Source organism: Nocardia sp. NPDC004722, assembly GCF_053601505.1.
This window is the reverse complement of record NZ_JBSGBY010000117.1, coordinates 1-16,897: the sequence shown is the minus strand read 5'-3', so window position 1 is coordinate 16,897 and position 16,897 is coordinate 1. Positions and strand designations below refer to the sequence as shown.

The following is a 16,897-nucleotide window of genomic DNA, read 5'->3' as shown; positions in this document are numbered from 1 at the left end:
ATCGCGCGGCGCATCCCGGGCAAGGAAGAGTTCAGCGCGAGTCCCGGTGTGCGCCACCGTCCCGCCGAGCGCCTGCGCCATGGCCTGGAATCCGTAGCAGATACCGAAGACCGGCAGCTCCAGATCGAACAGCCGCGCATCCAGCTGCGGCGCGCCCTCGGCATACACACTGCTGGGTCCGCCGGAGAGAATCACCGCGAGGGGGTTCTTCTCCGCGATCTCCTCCACGGTGATCGTGTGCGGAACCACTTCGGAATACACGCTCGCTTCGCGCACCCGGCGCGCGATCAGCTGCGCGTACTGCGCGCCGAAGTCGACGACAAGGACTGGTCGCTGGGTATCTGCCACCGCCACAGTCTAGTGAGCGATACAGGACACATCGCCTCCGGGCAACCCCCGATCGCACGAGGTTCGAATACCACCCGCGACCAGCGCTTGGACCTCCACCCCGGGCCGGGCTGCGCCGCGGCCTCGGAGGCGGTTGCCCGCCCGGCCCGGAAGTGGTGGCATCGGGACGTTATTCGCGTCACGCGAATCTTCGATAGGGGCTTCGGTCCCTGCCTCCCAGGGACTTCGGCGGCCGTCCGAGTACCGATTCGGCGCCGCGGAGGCAGGCGTGCGCGGGGCGCAATCTAGTCCCGCGGCCCGCATCGCGGTAGGGCCCGAGGCACTTCGAGGGCGGGAATTCCGGCCCGGCGAATCGGGCCCAGCGACACAGCTCGTGCGGGCCGAGCGACACCGGCTGTGCCGGTGGGCAGGAAAGCCCGGCAGTTTGTCGCCCCCGCTCGCTATTCTCTATTTCGTGCCATTCGCCCGTGCGATCGATGCCGAGATCCACTACGAGGACAGCGGGGGCGAAGGTCCGGTTGTGTTGCTGGGGCACGAATTCCTCATGGACCGAACGATGTTCGCGTCGCAGCAGGCGGCGCTGACTCCGGAGTTCCGGATGGTGACCTGGGACGCGCGCGGGCACGGTCGCACCCGTGACGAGGGGCTGCCGTTCACGTACTGGACCTCCGCCCGGGACGCGCTGACCGTACTGGATCAGCTCGGCGTGGAACGGGCCGTGGTGGGCGGGATTTCGCAGGGCGGCTTCATCGCCCTGCGCACCGCGCTGCTGGCCCCCGACCGGGTCGCCGCCCTCGTCCTGCTCAGCAGCGAGGCGCACGAGCCGACGCCCGCCGAACTCACCAATGCCCGTAGGTTTCTGGACAAATGGTACGAAGACGCCCCCCGTCCGGCATTGGCCGAATACCTGGCCCGCTGGCTCATCGGCGATGACGACTGGTACCGCGCCGTCTGGGTGAAACGCTGGCTGGCCCGCGACCCCAACGCCACCGAGGTAGCCGCGGGAGCCCTGCTCACCCGCGACTCCATCCTCGATCGACTAGCCGAAATCACCTGCCCCACTTTGGTCATCCACCCCACCCGCTCCGGCGTCCCGCGCTCCCACGCCCGCGAACTGGCCGACCGCCTCCCCGACGCCCGCTACCTCGAAATCGAGGGCGCCCGTCAAACGGTGAACATGACCCACCCGGTAGCGGTCAACGCGGCCATCCGCGACTTCCTCCGCGACCAAGCGATCTCACGACCGGTCCCCCAAACCGGCCTGCTCCGCTGACCCCGACTCCGCGGCACCGCCGAAACGACTCGTGCCCTTGCGCATTCGGGTGAATGTGCAAGGGCACGACGCACCGGAGGCGCTGTCTTACCGATCTTCGCCGACGCTAGCCGCGGACGTTCAAACCGACCTTCTGGAATTCCTTGAGGTCGCAGTAGCCGGTCTTGGCCATCGAACGGCGCAGGCCGCCAACGAGGTTCAGCGAGCCGAACGGGTCGTTGGAGGGGCCGTTGAGGACCTGGTCGAGCGGGACGCGCTCCTCCTGGATGGCGTAGGGCAGGACCGCGCCGCGCGGCACCGACGGGTGCGCGGCGGCCGAGGGCCAGTACCAGCCGTTGCCGGGGGTCTCCCGGGCCATGGCCAGCGGCACGCCCAGCATCACCGCGTCCGCGCCACAGGCGATGGCCTTGGCGATGTGACCGGAGGTCAGGGTCTCGCCGTCGGCGATGACGTGCACGTAGCGGCCGCCGGTCTCGTCGAGGTAGTCCCGGCGGGCCGCGGCGGCGTCGGCGATCGCGGTGGCCATCGGGACACCGATGCCCAGTACCTCACCGGTGGTGGTCGCGCCCTGCATCGAGCCGTAGCCGACGATGACACCGGCCGCGCCGGTCCGCATCAGGTGCAGCGCGGTGCGGTGATCGGACACGCCACCCGCGACCACCGGCACATCCAGCTCGGCGATGAAGGTCTTGAGGTTCAACGGTTCTCCGTCGCCCACGTGCTCGGCGGAGATGATGGTGCCGTGCACCACCAGCAGGTCGATGCCCGCCTGCACCAGCGCCGGGGTCAGCGCCCGGGCGTTCTGCGGGCTGACCCGCACCGCGGTGGTGACACCGGCCGCGCGCACCTGCGCGACCGCGGCCGCCAGCAGATCCGGCTGCATGGGCGCGGCGTGCAGCTCCTGCAGCGCCGCGACGGCCGCCTCGGTGCCTTCCTTCTCCGCGATCTCGGTCAGCTGCTGGATCTTGGCGTCCACATCGGCGTGCCGGGCCCACAGGCCCTCACCGTTGATGACACCCAGCCCGCCGGCCTTGCCCAGCTCGATGGCGAACGACGGCGACACCAGCGCATCGGTCGGATGCGCCAGGAACGGGATCTCGAAGCGGTAGGCGTCCAGCTGCCACGCCAGCGACACCTGCTTGGACGAGCGGGTCCGCCGCGAGGGCACGATGTCGATATCGTCCAGCTCGTAGGTGCGCCGAGCCGTCCGGCCCATGCCGATCTCGACCATATCGCGCATCGTCAGTCATTCCTCCTGTGTCGGATTTGCCCTCCGCTTCGCTCCGGGCGGGTTCGCGGCGCTGGAAGTCTCGTTCTTCCCTCCTCCGCTCCTCCGCTTCGCTCCCCCGCTCCGTCAGTCCAGAACGAGACGCGCCGCGAACCTTGTGGGCCTTCGTATTACGAGCGGGTGGTGTAGTTGGGAGCCTCGACGGTCATGGTGATGTCGTGCGGGTGCGACTCCTTCAGGCCCGCCGCCGTGATCTGCACGAACTGGGCCGCCTGCAGATCCGGAATGGTCTGCGCGCCGGTGTAACCCATGGCCGCGCGGAGACCGCCGACCAGCTGGTGGATCACCTGGTCCAGCGGGCCGCGGAACGGCACCCGGCCCTCGATGCCCTCGGGCACCAGCTTCTTCTCCGACAGCACGTCATCCTGGAAGTAGCGGTCCTTGGAGTAGGACTTGGCCTCGCCACGCCCCTGCATGGCGCCCAGCGAACCCATGCCGCGGTAGCTCTTGAACTGCTTGCCGCCCACCAGGATCAGATCGCCCGGCGACTCGGCGGTACCGGCCAGCAACGAACCCAGCATGACGGTCGACGCACCGGCCGCGATGGCCTTGGCGATATCGCCCGAGTACTGCACGCCACCGTCGGCGATGACCGGCACACCGTGCGGCTTGCACGCCGCGGTGGCCTCGAGAATCGCGGTGATCTGCGGCGCGCCGACACCGGCGACCACGCGGGTGGTGCAGATGGAGCCGGGGCCCACGCCCACCTTCACCGCGTCCACGCCCGCCTCGACGAGCGCCAGCGCACCCGCGCGGGTGGCGACATTGCCGCCGACGATCTGCACCCGGTCACCGACCTCGGCCTTGACCTTGGCGACCATCTGCAGCACGCCCGACTGATGCCCGTGCGCGGTGTCCACGATGAGCACGTCCACGCCGACATCGGCCAGCGTCATGGCGCGCGCCCACGCGTCCTCGCCCACACCGACGGCCGCGCCGACGAGCAGTCGCCCGTCGCGGTCCTTGGTGGCGTTCGGGTACTGCTCGGTCTTGACGAAGTCCTTGACCGTGATCAGCCCGCGCAGCTTGCCGGAACCGTCCACGATGGGCAGCTTCTCGATCTTGTGGCGGCGCAGCAGACCCAGCGCGGCCTCGGCGGTGACACCCTCCTGCGCGGTGATCAGCGGCGCCGGGGTCATCACCTCCTCGACCTTGCGGTCCTGATCCACCTCGAAGCGCATATCGCGATTGGTGATGATGCCGATCAGAATCCCGCGGTCATCGACCACCGGCAGACCGGAGATACGGAAGCGCGCGCACATGGCGTCGACCTCGGCCAGCGTGTCGTCGGGGCGACAGGTCACCGGATCGGTCACCATGCCCGCCTCGGACCGCTTCACCGTCTCGGCCTGCGCGGCCTGCGCCTCCACCGACAGATTGCGGTGCAGCACACCCATTCCGCCCGCGCGGGCCATGGCGATGGCCATGCGCGCCTCGGTCACGGTGTCCATGGCGGAACTCACCAGCGGGGTGCGCAGCGAGATGTCCCGCGTCAGCTTGCTGGAGGTGTCGACGGAACTCGGAATCAGATCCGAGGCCGCGGGCAGCAACAGCACATCGTCGAAGGTGAGGCCGAGCATGGCGATCTTGTCGGGATCGTCTCCACCCGTACGAGGGCGGCCGGAATCACTGCGTTCGCCCGTCACGGGACTGCTCATTCGGATCGACCCCTCCTGGACCTCGGCAACGTCCTCCGGACCGGGAACCGGCGGACGCGTGGATGAATGGCAATGCCGGTGTTTACCACCCGGCCTTTGGTCAACCATGGTATCCGCCGCCGAATTCCGGACCGCACCCGCGCCCAACCCGGCCACCGTGCGCCTGACGGCGGTGTTCGCAGCGCCACAACCGCTGCGGTTTGTCGGCTATGGCGCTACTGTGTCGACTGTCACGACACCCCTGTGCCCTCCACGACATCCAATGTGCGCCGCACCACCAGCGAAGTGAGGGCAAATCCCCTTCAGCGCTGGCGCACAAGGGGTTGTTCTGCGTACCGTGGGACTGTGCGTGACCATCTACCACCTGGCTTGCCGCCGGATCCATTCGCCGGAGACCCCTCCGACCCGTCGGCCGCGCTCGATGCCATCGAGCCGGGGGAGCCGCTGGATCCTCACGAGCGCCTAGCGGTCGAAGAGGATCTCGCCGACCTCGCGGTATATGAGGCACTGCTGGCCCACCGCGGTATCCGCGGACTCGTGGTCAGCTGCGAGGACTGTCGACAGGACCACTACCACGACTGGGACATGTTGCGCGCCAACCTCCTCCAGCTACTGGTGGACGGCACGGTGCGACCGCACGAGCCCGCCTACGACCCGACGCCCGAGGCGTACGTCACCTGGGACTACTGCCGTGGCTACGCGGACGCCTCGATGAACGAGGCACTGCACGGCGACGGATTCGACGGGTTCGACGTCTGATTCATCGAGAAGGGCCCGCATCCTCAGGATGCGGGCCCTTCTCGTATGTCCGATGAAACACCGACCGCCACAGGGCGATCGGTCACAGCTGTCGTTCTAGTGCACCCCGGGTCCCGGTACCAGCGGCACGGTCGGTATGGCGATCGTGGTCGGCACCACCGGATTCGGAATCGGCTTCTCGATCGTCGGCTGCGCCTGGGTCGGCGCGCCCGTGGGCGCACCGCCGCCGGTATTACCGGCGGTCGGCACGACCACGACCGTGGTGGTGTTGCCCGGGCCGCCTGTCGGCGGAGTGACCGGTTCGGTCGGCTCCGAAGACGGTTGCGCCGGAATCGTTGTCACCGGCGGCGCGGTCGGCAGCGTCGAAACACCGCCGCCCGAGGACGGATTCGGGTTCGGGTTCGGATTCGGGTTGGTACCCAACACCGAGGGATCGATGGACGGCGCGGTGCTGCCATCCGGCTTGGGCGCCGTCACCGGGGCGGTCGGCTCGACCGGAACGGTGGTCGTCACCGGCACCTTGGTGGGAGTCGGCATCAGTGTCGTCAGCGGGGCCGCCAACTCCGGTGCCTTCGCCGCCAGCACGCCGAACAGCTGCTGCCAGCGGCCGTTCAGGTCGTCCTTCTTGCCGGAGTCATTGACCTGATTGGCATTGTCGGCAGCCTTCGCCAGCGCCTTCTGCGCTTCCTCGGGCTTGTTCTCCGCCAGCAGTTGCTGCGCCTGCGCCAGGCTGTCGTCCGCCCGCGAGACCACCGTGGACTGGGCCTGTTCACTGAACACGACCTCCTTGACCTTCCACAGCGGATCGCCGGGGCTCGCGTTGTAGGAGAACGCCGTCAGTCCGCCGATCACCAGCGCCATCGCCGCAGCCGCGCCCAGCAGCGGGCGAACCAGCCGTAGTCGCCCCCGGTTCGAGGCTCCGATCCGCGCCTGCCGGGCGCCGATCTCCTGATTGACCGCTGCGACAATGGCATCCAGGTCCGGTCCGGCCGGCAACGGCTCGGCCATGATCTCCGCACGCCAGTCCGCCAGCAAGGCCGCGAGCTGATACTCCTCCGAAGTGCCCGTCTGCACGGGACCGTCGCCGGAGATGGCGTCGATCAGCGCATCGTCGCGTCGCACCGCGGCGATATCCACCGGCCCGGTATCACCGGACGCCTCGGCGTAGGGACCGCTGTTCTGCGATCCAGGTCGCGCCTTGAAGTCGCCCCGACCGCGCTCGCCATCCCTAGCCATACATTTCACCTGCCCTCGCCACTTGAGACTTGAGTTTCGCGAGCGCCCGGTGCTGGGCGACTCGTATAGCACCCGCCGTACTGCCCACGGCGACTGCGGTTTCTTCAGCCGACAGACCCATGACCAGGCGAAGGATCAGGATTTCTCGATGCTTCTCCGGCAAAGTCGCCAACAGAGCGTTCATCTGTCGGCTCGTTTCGGATTCGAGAGCTCGCTGTTCCGGTCCCTGGTCGGTGGATATGACATCCGGTACTTCGGCCATGGCGTCCGCCTTGTTACGGGCGGAATTTCTGTGGGCGTCTGCGACCTTGTGCGAGGCGATGCCGTAGACGAAAGCCATGAACGGCCGACCCTGATCCTGATACCGAGGGAGGGCCGTCATCACGGCCAGACAAACCTCCTGCGCGACGTCGTCAGCGGAGAGCTGACCACGTTCGGCCGTCCCGATGCGCGCGCGGCAATACCGCACCACAAGTGGGCGGATGCTCTCCAGTACCTGGGAAAGGGCAGCCCGGTCGCCCTGCGCTGCGGCAGCGACGACAGCGGGATCCAACTCCTCACCCGTGTTGTTCATCGTCAGAGCTGTTCCTGGCGTTTACGAGAGGGCACGGCGGCGGGAGGGCCGGTGCTTCCGCGGAGGGGCGGAACGGTCCAACAATAGCGGCTGGCTCATTCAAGCCAGGCGTTACGGGGTGCTTCTCGGGGACGACTCAGGGAAGTCCCCGGGGGTGCTCAGGGACGCCCGAGAACCTCGCTGGCCGAACGCAATCGCCCACCGCGAGTTGCCAGCAACCGCGCGGACTCGGCCGCGACCGCCGCGCCGTCGCCATCCGGCTCGACCCCCGAGCGGAGCATGGCGCAGGCCCAGCGCAAGGGCAGCAGTTCGTGTTCGCGACAGTCGCGGTCGACTTCGATTGCGAGAGTGCGGGATCGGTCGAGATCGCCGGCGGCGGCATGCGCGGCGGCCAGCAGTAGCCGGGATTTCACCAGATGCCGCCGCGAAGGCGACCGTTCGGCGAGAGCGACCGCGGCCCGCGCGTGCGCCAGGGCCGGGGCCTGCCGCGCCGCCGGGTCGAGGTCCCCGGCGGGGGCGGTGATCAGTCCCGCGCCCGGGGCCGACAGCGCCGTCTCGGCAGACACCCAGTGCAGGCGCAGACGCGGCCGCCAGGACGACTCGCCGCTGGCGAGATGAATGTCGAGGTAATTCTGGCAACGATTCAGCAGACGGGCGGCAAGCGCCGGGCGGAGGGTGCCCAGCGCGTCGGCCGCGAGGCCGGTCAACGCGTCGCAAACGGCTTCTGCGTGGCGTCTTTCGGCCGCGGTGACCGCCGGTACGTGAGCTCTGTCACATTTCGCGGGCAGCACCAGGGCGGCGGCGCGGCCATCCGCGACAGCGGCGTGACTGTGCCACCCGAGCTGGCGCAGCAGCGAGCCCTCGGTGCTGTGGGTGAGCGACAGCAGCGCGGGGTCGGCCGTCGCGCGGCGGGCCCGGATCAACGCCGCGCGGGCGGCGGCGTAGTGCCCGACACCACCGAGAGCAACGGCCCGCAACCAGGATTCATGCGCGTCGGCGGCAGTGGGCAACCCGACGGCAGCGCGTTCGGGGGCGGCGCCGAACGCGGCGTCGGCGAGTTCGGAGTTCACTTCGAGCACAGGCACAGCCGCACTCTAACCAGCGCGGGGCCAAGTGAGGGCAGCTGCCATATCACAAGTCGCCAGCAACCCATCAGCATTCACAAGCGCCTTTGTGTTTCCACTCCGTAAATCTGTTCTCGCTATCGGCTAGCACGCCCGTAAGGAATTCGTATAGCGTTTCGCGCTATTAACCTGAGCGCCTCGAAGCGGCCATCTCTACCCTACTCAGCCACCGATGTCCAATGGCTGAGATCACTCTGATCGCGATGCTTGCATAGATCGCATGACAGGTATTGAAGCTCGAAAATTGGCTGCCACCAGGCATTTCATCCAGTCGGATGAGCTATCACAGCTTGGTCACGGTGCTGGGCAACCGAACAGTATCACCACAGACGGGCCGGTTTGTAAATAGCGAAGATGTTAATTCTCTAATGTCCCAGTATTCGGCTCGAGTCGAATGAAGCTATTGACTCGAATTCGTTGTGCGACCTAACGTACGTCATCGCCGTCGTTGGCGCCGTGTTGAAATACGGCACCGACGAAGTGCGATCGCCGGGCCACGGCGATGCGGCCATCTGTTTGCCACCAGCACCGCTCGACAATGCCGACGAGCTCGCACCAAGAGGAGTTCACCATGCCTATGCCGACCCACCTCCCTGGTCCGAACGCCGACGTCTGGGACTGGCAGATGCGCGGTTCCTGCCGCGGCCAGGACTCGTCCGTGTTCTTCCACCCGGACGGGGAGCGCGGCCGTGCCCGCTCCCAGCGGGAGCTACGCGCCAAAGAGATCTGCAAGGCGTGCCCGGTGCTGCTGCACTGCCGCTCGCATGCCCTGAAGGTCAGCGAGCCCTACGGCATCTGGGGCGGCATGTCCGAGACCGAGCGTGAACTGCACGCTCGCCGCAACCGCCGTCGCGTCGTGGCCTAGCCGACTCCCCAACCCTCAGAGCCTTCCCCCGAAACCCGTGACGAGACCCTCGGACTGCCGGCCGACCTCTCGACACAGACTTCTCGGGCCACCGACCGAACCTCGTGCCGAGGATTCTCGGACCGGTGGCCGAATTCTCGTCGCGGGACTGGTGAGCGAATCGGTCGTCGATGAATCTTCTTGCGGGAGACTCTCGGCAAGGAGGGTTGACGCGAATCCGGGCGCGATCGCTGTGGATTCAGGTGACAGATATCCGGGGTTCGGGCAGGTTGCCGATCGTTGGGGTGGAGTGAGCGCGAGCAAACTCGCGTGACTGGTGTTCATCAGCGTTGTTGCTGGTGCAGGCGGCGGCGTGAGCTGAAGATTTTTCCCATCCGCGGGTGATGGTGTACCGAATGCCTAGCAAACAACCGGCACCGCTCAGCGGGGCCTGGTGGTTGCTGGCGCGTCCCGGCGTGTCTCTCGAGTCACGATTGCGGCGTTTCGGTACAAATCGGAAAACTGCTGTGCCACAGTCGCTTTGCCGATACCCCCACCCGAGAGGAGGTCATAGCGGCACGCTACCCTCGTGGCCGATGACACAGAACGGAGCGTTGTGACAACGCGGCCGCCTGCCGCAGAGGGCGACTCGTTCCAGAGTTCGAGGGACAGTCGGGTGGGAGCACCCAGCGTGGACTCTGCGGTGACGGCGCGCGCAGCCGAAAGTCTCGAACTTGCCGCACTTCTCGAACGCTGTGGGCAGTCCGATCAGCAGGCGTTTGCCGAGCTGTACGACCGCACCAACGCGCGAGTGTTCGGCCTAGTCCTACGCGTGCTACACGATCCGGGATACGCGGAGGAGACCACCCAGGAGGTCTATCTCCAGATCTGGCGCACGGCAGCCAACTTCGACTCGGCCAAGGGTTCGGCCGTCACGTGGTTGATGACGCTGGCCCACCGGCGCGCGGTCGACCGGGTCCGTGCCGAGCAGGCGCACGCACTGCGCGAAGTCGCCTACGGCACCAGCACTCTCGGTAACGAATTCGATGAGGTCACCGAAGAAGTCGGACGTCGGCTGGAGCAGCAGGCGGTACTCGCCGGCCTGGCCACGTTGACGGAGACACAACGGGAAGCCATCTCCCTCGCCTACTTCGGTGGGCGGACATATGCCGAGGTAGCGGCATATCTGGGCGTAGGATTACCGACCGTTAAGTCCCGTATACGGGATGGACTGACACGACTCAAGAAAAGTTTGGGAGTGACGTGAGATGAACGAAAGCCAGATCGATCTCGCGCACACTGTCGCGCTCGGATCGATCGGCGACGAAGATCAGCGCGCAGTGGCGGAAATCCTGGATACCGATGATCCGATACTGCGCGCCGCCTTCACCCAGGAAGTGCAGCAGACCCGAGAAGCGCTCGCGCTGGCCGCGTCGACGACGGCCGTAGCGCCGCCGCCCGCCCTCCGCGACCGCCTTCTCGCCGCGATAGCCACAGACCAGGCCACGCCGACCGCGATTCACCACTCGTCCCACCCCACGCTCCGACACGGCAACGGCCGCTCCACGCATCCCGTGCGCGACTAGCCGAACCGAAGACCTCTCGCTCCTTTCGCACACCCGAGAAACAGGTCGCCTGACCGGTTCCGGGTGCGCACTTTGCCGGTAACAGGCAGTTGTGACCGGACGATCCGACTCGTAGAACTCCGTGCGCGCCATGAGGATTCATGACGCCCCGCGAACGGATCGTCCGGTATGCGCCTCCTCAGCCTCATCGTCCGCCCGTACCTGCGCGTGGTGCTGGGAGCGATAGCCGGCTGCGCCATGATCATCGCGGGCACGTACGCCTTCGCTCCTTCCGACTCCCCGGAGCCCACCCCGTCGAGAACGAGGCTGATCTTCCCCGTGATCGTCGAACCCCTCGGCTCGAACTGGACGACGCCCTCTCCCCCGCGCTGACGCTCTCGCAAATAACCTGTGAGTGGCTCCAAGGATCGGCTGGTAGCGTGCGGCGGTCGGTTCGGTTCGGGGGTTGGGACTTTCATGGCGCTGGAGGCATTGAGCGAATTCGTGCGGGCGCGCACGACTTCCGAGGAGATCGAGTCGTTCACCTCGGGACAGGGAATTCTGCTGCCCGACGCGGTGCGCGCGGAGATCGCCCAGGTGCAGTCGGGAACCACCGCCGCGGAATTGACGGCGGGCGTGGTCTCGCTGCGCAATCTCATGCCCGCGGGCGATCTGTTCCACACCGCGCTGCTCGCGCTGCTGAGCGGAACCATGGTCGAGCATGGGGCCGATGCCGGGGCCGCCATCGACGCGACGCTGGATCTCCTGGTCCGGCAATTGGACGCGCTGGCCGAGAAACCCGATGAACTCGTGCGCGCGGCAGGCCAATTGAGCATTCCGGCGGCGATGACGATGCTGAGCCGCTCCAAGGAGACCCGCAAGCGCTGGCGCGAACGCCCCGCGATCATGGACCGCCTCGACCAGCTCGAAGAAGACCAGCTCGTCCCGCTCTGGCTACGCGAGATCTTCACCCTCCACGACGACGTCGACCTGCTCGTCCTGGACCCGAAGAACCGGCGCGCCTTCGAATTCCGCCTCGTCGGCGTCCGAGACCGCCTCTACCACTGCTACGCCCTCCTGCAGGACGCCCTGTTGCGCCACGCGGGCCCCGGCTACCTCGACGCCGAACCCGTCGACCCGGAGGCGGTCCGCTACGCCCGCAACGACCACCTCACCCGCGCCGACTACGAAGCCGCCGCCACCCTGATGGACCACCAGCGCTTCAACTTCGCCTACCCCGGCGTCGCCTTCATGCCGGGTTCCGGCTCCCCCACCGAACTCCCGCTCCTCGACGAGAAACCCCTGCTGATCGTCTCCCCCAAGGGAATCCACTTCAACTGGCGCCCCTCCAACATGTACGGCGTCCTCCACGAAGCTCTCGAATCCTCGGTGGAACTCACCCGCGAATTCACCCCGGCCGAAGCCGAATCCCTGCTGGCCCGCACCGGCCTCGCCTGAAAACCGCTGCGGTTCCGCCCGAACCGACAACGAGGCCCCCGGACGGTGGTTCGTCCGGGGGCCTCGTCAGGTCAGCCGAGATCGGCCCTCACGACTCTCAGTGCGAGTGGCCGTGGTGGGCGTCGGCGGCCTCTTCGACCGGCTTGTCGACGATGGCGGACTCGGTGGTCAGCACCATGCGCGCCACGGAGGTGGCGTTCTCGACGGCCGAGCGGGTGACCTTGACCGGGTCGATGACGCCCTCGGCGACCAGGTCGCCGTAGGTGAGGGTGGCGGCGTTGAAGCCGTCCTTGCCCTCGGTCACCTTGGAGACGACGACCGCGCCGTCGACGCCGGCGTTGCTGGCGATCCAGAACAGCGGGGCCAGCAGGGCCTGACGCACGACCTCGACACCGGCGGCCTCATCGCCCGAGAGCGAGTCGCGCAGCGCGCCCAGGGTCGCGGCGGCCTGGACCAGGGCGGTGCCACCACCGGGGACGATGCCCTCGGCGACCGCGGCCTTGGCCGAGGAGACCGCGTCCTCGACGCGGTACTTGCGCTCCTTGAGCTCGGTCTCGGTGGCCGCGCCGACCTTGAGGACGGCGACGCCGCCGGCCAGCTTGGCCAGGCGCTCTTCCAGCTTCTCGCGGTCCCAGTCGGAGTCGGTGTTCTCGATCTCCTTGCGCAGCTGCGAGACTCGCGCGTCGATGTCGGACTGCGAGCCCGCACCCTCGACGATGGTGGTGTCGTCCTTGGAGACCACCACGCGGCGGGCCTTGCCCAGCACGTCCAGACCGGCCTCGCGCAGGGTGATGCCCAGGTCCGGGTTGACCACGGTGCCGCCGGTGACGATGGCCAGGTCGTCCAGGAACGCCTTGCGGCGGTCACCGAAGAACGGGGCCTTCACGGCGACGACCTTGAGGGTCTTGCGGATCGCGTTGACCACCAGGGTGGACAGCGCCTCGCCGTCGACGTCCTCGGCGATGATGACGACCGGCTTGCCCGACTCGGCGATCTTCTCCAGCAGCGGCAGCAGGTCCGGCAGGGAGCTGATCTTCTCGCGGTTCAGCAGGATCCACGCGTCCTCGTAGACCGACTGCATGGTCTCCGGGTCGGTGACGAAGTACGGGGACAGGTAGCCCTTGTCGAACTGCACGCCCTCGGTGATGACGACCTCGGTCTGCAGACCCGAGGACTCCTCGATGGTGACGACGCCGTCCTTGCCGACCTTGGTCAGCGCCTCGGCGACCAGCGCGCCGATCTCCTCGTCACGCGAGGACACGGTGGCGACCTGCGCGATGGCCTTCTCGCCGTTGACCGGGGTCGCGGCGGCGGCCAGGGCGGCGGCGACGGCCTCGGCGGCCTTGCTCATGCCCTTGCCCAGGGTCATCGGGTTCGCGCCCGCGGCGATGTTCTTCAGGCCACCCTTGATGAGCGCCTGCGCCAGCACGGTGGCGGTGGTGGTGCCGTCGCCGGCGACATCGTTGGTCTTGGTGGCGACGCTCTTCACGAGCTGCGCGCCCAGGTTCTCGAACGGGTCCTCGAGGTCGATGTCACGCGCGATGGTGACACCGTCGTTGGTGACGGTCGGGCCGCCGAAAGCCTTGGCCAGCACCACGTGCCGGCCGCGCGGGCCGAGGGTGACCTTGACGGCGTCGGCGAGCTTGTCGACGCCGCGCTCCATCGCCCGGCGAGCCTTCTCGTCGAACTCGATCTGCTTTGCCATGTTGGGGTACCTACTCCTGAAATGAGTTGGGCCGGAACGCACTCCGCCCCGGGCCGGTTGCGGTATGCAGCTGACTCCGGGGCGGTGTCTCTCGAAGGGGTTTCAGGGGAAGCCCCTGAGGCCCCGAGAGTCGAAGCGTCTTACTTGGTGACGACAGCGAGCAGGTCGCGCGCCGACAGGATCAGGTACTCCTGGCCGTTGTACTTGACCTCGGTGCCGCCGTACTTGCTGTAGATGACGACGTCGCCTTCGTTGACGTCCAGCGCGATCCGGGTGACGCCGTCCTCGGCCACACGGCCCGGACCCACGGCGATGACGGTGCCCTCCTGGGGCTTTTCCTTCGCCGTGTCGGGGATGACCAGACCGGAGGCGGTGGTGGTTTCGGCCTCGTTGGCCTGGACGAGGATCTTGTCCTCGAGCGGCTTGATGTTCACGCTCGCCACGTTGAGCCCTCCACTTTCAGGGGATTCTTCTCGTCCGGGGCTGTTCCCCGGACTCACGGTTTCGTTCGTGCATGACCCCTGCGCAATCGGCCCCGTCGTCGCGGGTGCCGGGACCCCTGCGTAGTAGTCATTAGGTGGCACCTCAGCACTAACCAGTGCCTCCTAGCACTCTATACATGGGAGTGCCAGCGCTCAAGGGCAGGTACTGCTACCCGCAACCGCGCGTTACCCGTAACGCCGCTGGACAACGCGCTGCCACCACGACTCGCCGACACGACGGCCCGGGAATCTGAGGTCTTCCAAAGAAATCCGAAAATCTGTAACGTTCGGATAACGGATTGTGACACCATTGACGACGGCCGCGCGACGGGACTGAATCAAACCTGTCACGCGCACCGTCGAGAGTTACACAACTGCTTCACCCCGCTATCCGCGCGGCAACCATCCGCGCGGGCTCGAGAAGAGAGCAAACCGCAAGTGATCAGTGGCAGGTCCGAATGCCCCATCGGACAAGGTCCCGCCGTGATCCGTAGCTCGGAAGCGCCCGTTACCCATGGGGCGCGACCGGAGTCCGTTCGAGATGGTCGTCTCCACCAGGACCATCCGCTCGAAGGGAGGTGAACATGCGAACATCCCTCGGCATTTCCGCCGGAACCGAGGTGGTGTGCTCGGCGACGGTCGCCACCGCGCCCAATGGCGCCCAGAACTTCGACTACCGCGTCGTGACCGCCGATACGGCCCACTCCGACCTCGGTGACCTGGTGGCGTCCTCCATCGAACTGATGACCACCCAGATCCCGCGTGACGTCGTCCATCCCGTCGGCGCGCATCCGGTCGCCCGCGGCGCCAACCACCACGAGCCCGAACCGACCCCGCCCGGCGATATCGCGGTCGCATATCGGGACCGGGAGCAGGCACAGGTCATCCGCTCCGCGATCGGCCGCCAGCGCCACGGGGTGCATCTCATCCCGGAGAGCACCGCGGCCCTCGCTTATCTGCGGCACACGGGCCTGCTGGACCGCTGGGACACGGTCGCGGTCGTCGACATCGGGGCCACCGGCACCACGGTCACCGTCGCCGATCACGCCGACGACACCGTGCTGCGTTCGGAGCGGACGACGGCCATCGGCGGCAATGCCATCGACGAGCTGATCCTGCAGCACCTGCTGGACTGCCACCTCTCGCGCCGCGGCATCCGGCCCAACCGCGGCATCCTGCTCAACCGTTCCCGGGCCGCCAAGGAGCATCTGTCGGTCGTTCCGGCGGTCACCATCGACCATGTGGCCGGGCAGCCGCTCAAGCTGACGCGGGTGGATTTCGAGGAGATCGTCGCCGATCTGCTGCGGGAGCTGGCGGTGTTCGCGCGCGGGGTGTTCGCGCGAGCGCCGAAGTTCCCGGAGGCGGTTGCGGTGATCGGCGGCGGCGCGAACGTGCCGATCATGGTGGTCGGGCTGGAACGCCAGCTCGACGTGCCGGTCGTCACCGTGCCGGAGCCGGAGGCGGCGATCGCGAAAGGCGCGGCGCTGGTGGCGGATTCGACCACGCCGAGTGCCTTCCCGGTGATCGGGCTGGGCTCCGACGCGCCGATCGGCACCTTCACCAAGCTGGCGGGCACGCTGGCCGGGGCGATCGTGGTGGTCGGGCTGATCATCGGTTACGGCGTCAAGGAATTCGTGGTGCCCGAACCGCAGAACACGCACTACTCCCCCACCACGACCGGTCCGGTGCAGCCGGTCTCGCCGACCACGCCGTCGAGCGGCCCGGCCAGCGGTTCGCCCAAGCCGACCGCCAACCGCACCACCCCGGTCGTGCCGCCGACCCAAACCGGTTCGGCCACCGGCGTTCCCACCATCCCGTCGGCCACCACCAGCCAGCAGCAGCCGCCGCTGCGCCCGGATCCGGACCTACCCCAGATCCCGTTCCCCGCCGACCTGCCCCGCCTGCTCGGTCCGCTGCTCGGCACCGCGGTGCCGCCCATCGAGTCGGAGCCGAAGATCTCGCCTTCGCCGCGATCGAATACGAATTCGGGTTCCGGCGGCGTCACCACCATGGTCCGACCGACCGACTAGCTACACCGAACATCTACTCGCCGCGACCGGAGCTTCGACTCCCGGTCGCGGTCGCGTTTTCGGGGTGACCTACAGGTGACTGGTCGAGACCGGGAGGCCCGGGTCGGTGGCCACGGTCAGGGCGGAAGGCTGTGCGCCCGCGGCGATCACGTGGGCGCCCAGGGTGGCGATCATGACGCCGTTGTCGGTGCACAGGCGCGGTTTGGGGACGCGCAGGGTGATACCCGCTGCGGTGCAGCGTTCTTCGGCCAGTGAGCGGATGCGGGAGTTGGCGGTCGCGCCGCCGCCGAGCACCAGGGTGTCGACGCCCTGATCCTGGACGGCGCGGACGGCCTTCATGGTGAGGACGTCCGCGACGGCCTCCTGGAAGGACGCCGCGATATCCGGGATGGGCAGTTCGCGGCCTTCGCGCTGGGCCGCTTCGACATAGCGGGCGACCGCGGTCTTGAGACCGGAGAGCGCTTCACGGCGCAGCACCGAGTTGCCCGGAATCCATACGCCGCCACCGGATCTGGCGGTGGATCCGCCCCAGCGCGACGCCTTCTCGACGATG

General features: G+C 67.7%; 17 protein-coding genes. 8 read left to right on the top strand and 9 right to left on the bottom strand.

All coding sequences use genetic code 11. The features are described 5' to 3' along the window. The coding region (locus ACWELQ_RS14415; RefSeq protein WP_452397501.1) for a glutamine amidotransferase-related protein at window positions 1–348 on the bottom strand (348 nt) is incomplete at its 3' end. A gap of 454 nt (window positions 349–802) precedes the next feature. Between ACWELQ_RS14415 and ACWELQ_RS14410 the strand changes: the two genes are divergently transcribed. Then, window positions 803–1,621 (top strand): alpha/beta fold hydrolase, encoded by an 819-nt coding sequence (locus ACWELQ_RS14410; RefSeq protein ID WP_452397500.1) that lies wholly within the window; start codon window positions 803–805, stop codon window positions 1,619–1,621. A gap of 106 nt (window positions 1,622–1,727) precedes the next feature. Here the strand turns inward: ACWELQ_RS14410 and ACWELQ_RS14405 are convergent, their stop codons facing one another. After that, complete coding sequence (locus tag ACWELQ_RS14405) at window positions 1,728–2,861, bottom strand: GuaB3 family IMP dehydrogenase-related protein (RefSeq protein WP_452397499.1); 1,134 nt, start codon at window positions 2,859–2,861, stop codon at window positions 1,728–1,730. A gap of 158 nt (window positions 2,862–3,019) precedes the next feature. Then, window positions 3,020–4,567 carry an IMP dehydrogenase gene (guaB, locus tag ACWELQ_RS14400; RefSeq protein WP_452397498.1) on the bottom strand — a complete coding sequence of 516 codons (1,548 nt, stop codon included), beginning with the start codon at window positions 4,565–4,567 and terminating at the stop codon, window positions 3,020–3,022. 345 nt (window positions 4,568–4,912) lie between these two features. On the opposite strand from guaB, the gene ACWELQ_RS14395 reads away from it, so the two are divergent. After that, entirely contained in the window at window positions 4,913–5,326 is a 414-nt protein-coding gene (locus ACWELQ_RS14395) for a DUF5319 domain-containing protein (protein WP_029923780.1), read from the top strand. Window positions 5,327–5,422: 96 nt separating this feature from the next. Here the strand turns inward: ACWELQ_RS14395 and ACWELQ_RS14390 are convergent, their stop codons facing one another. The 3 genes from ACWELQ_RS14390 to ACWELQ_RS14380 form a co-directional block, all read right to left on the bottom strand. Then, a complete protein-coding gene (locus ACWELQ_RS14390) occupies window positions 5,423–6,562 on the bottom strand; it encodes an anti-sigma-D factor RsdA (protein ID WP_452397497.1) in 1,140 nt (379 codons plus the stop codon). After that, on the bottom strand, window positions 6,555–7,136 hold the full coding sequence (locus ACWELQ_RS14385; RefSeq protein ID WP_326309418.1) for a sigma-70 family RNA polymerase sigma factor: 582 nt from the start codon (window positions 7,134–7,136) through the stop codon (window positions 6,555–6,557). The genes ACWELQ_RS14390 and ACWELQ_RS14385 overlap by 8 nt, the downstream gene beginning before the upstream one ends. 158 nt (window positions 7,137–7,294) lie before the next feature. Then, entirely contained in the window at window positions 7,295–8,221 is a 927-nt protein-coding gene (locus tag ACWELQ_RS14380) for a hypothetical protein (RefSeq protein ID WP_452397496.1), read from the bottom strand. Window positions 8,222–8,831: 610 nt separating this feature from the next. Between ACWELQ_RS14380 and ACWELQ_RS14375 the strand changes: the two genes are divergently transcribed. The 5 genes from ACWELQ_RS14375 to ACWELQ_RS14355 all read left to right on the top strand — a co-directional run bounded on the left by ACWELQ_RS14375 (window position 8,832) and on the right by ACWELQ_RS14355 (window position 12,127). Then, a complete protein-coding gene (locus ACWELQ_RS14375) occupies window positions 8,832–9,125 on the top strand; it encodes a WhiB family transcriptional regulator (RefSeq protein WP_452397495.1) in 294 nt (97 codons plus the stop codon). Window positions 9,126–9,795: 670 nt separating this feature from the next. Continuing rightward, window positions 9,796–10,371: a sigma-70 family RNA polymerase sigma factor gene (locus ACWELQ_RS14370; RefSeq protein WP_452397494.1), complete on the top strand. Its 576-nt coding sequence runs from the start codon at window positions 9,796–9,798 to the stop codon at window positions 10,369–10,371. Between the two features lies 1 nt (window position 10,372). Beyond that, window positions 10,373–10,690: an RskA family anti-sigma factor gene (locus tag ACWELQ_RS14365; protein ID WP_452397493.1), complete on the top strand. Its 318-nt coding sequence runs from the start codon at window positions 10,373–10,375 to the stop codon at window positions 10,688–10,690. Window positions 10,691–10,858: 168 nt separating this feature from the next. Next, the gene (locus ACWELQ_RS14360; RefSeq protein ID WP_452397492.1) at window positions 10,859–11,062 is read left to right on the top strand and encodes a hypothetical protein; all 204 of its coding nucleotides are present in this window, start codon (window positions 10,859–10,861) and stop codon (window positions 11,060–11,062) included. An 84-nt stretch (window positions 11,063–11,146) separates the two neighbouring features. Then, complete coding sequence (locus tag ACWELQ_RS14355; RefSeq protein WP_452397491.1) at window positions 11,147–12,127, top strand: hypothetical protein; 981 nt, start codon at window positions 11,147–11,149, stop codon at window positions 12,125–12,127. Between the two features lie 97 nt (window positions 12,128–12,224). Here ACWELQ_RS14355 and groL read toward each other — a convergent pair whose 3' ends face one another. Continuing rightward, window positions 12,225–13,832 (bottom strand): chaperonin GroEL, encoded by a 1,608-nt coding sequence (gene groL / locus ACWELQ_RS14350; RefSeq protein ID WP_452397490.1) that lies wholly within the window; start codon window positions 13,830–13,832, stop codon window positions 12,225–12,227. A 140-nt stretch (window positions 13,833–13,972) separates the two neighbouring features. Continuing rightward, window positions 13,973–14,275, bottom strand: coding sequence for a co-chaperone GroES (gene groES / locus ACWELQ_RS14345; protein ID WP_328601917.1), 303 nt, complete (start codon window positions 14,273–14,275; stop codon window positions 13,973–13,975). Window positions 14,276–14,898: 623 nt separating this feature from the next. Here groES and ACWELQ_RS14340 point away from each other — a divergent pair. Continuing rightward, window positions 14,899–16,344 (top strand): Hsp70 family protein, encoded by a 1,446-nt coding sequence (locus ACWELQ_RS14340; protein WP_452397489.1) that lies wholly within the window; start codon window positions 14,899–14,901, stop codon window positions 16,342–16,344. Between the two features lie 69 nt (window positions 16,345–16,413). Here ACWELQ_RS14340 and ACWELQ_RS14335 read toward each other — a convergent pair. After that, a partial coding sequence (locus ACWELQ_RS14335) for a Kae1-like domain-containing protein (protein WP_452397488.1) occupies window positions 16,414–16,897 on the bottom strand: 484 nt, incomplete at its 5' end.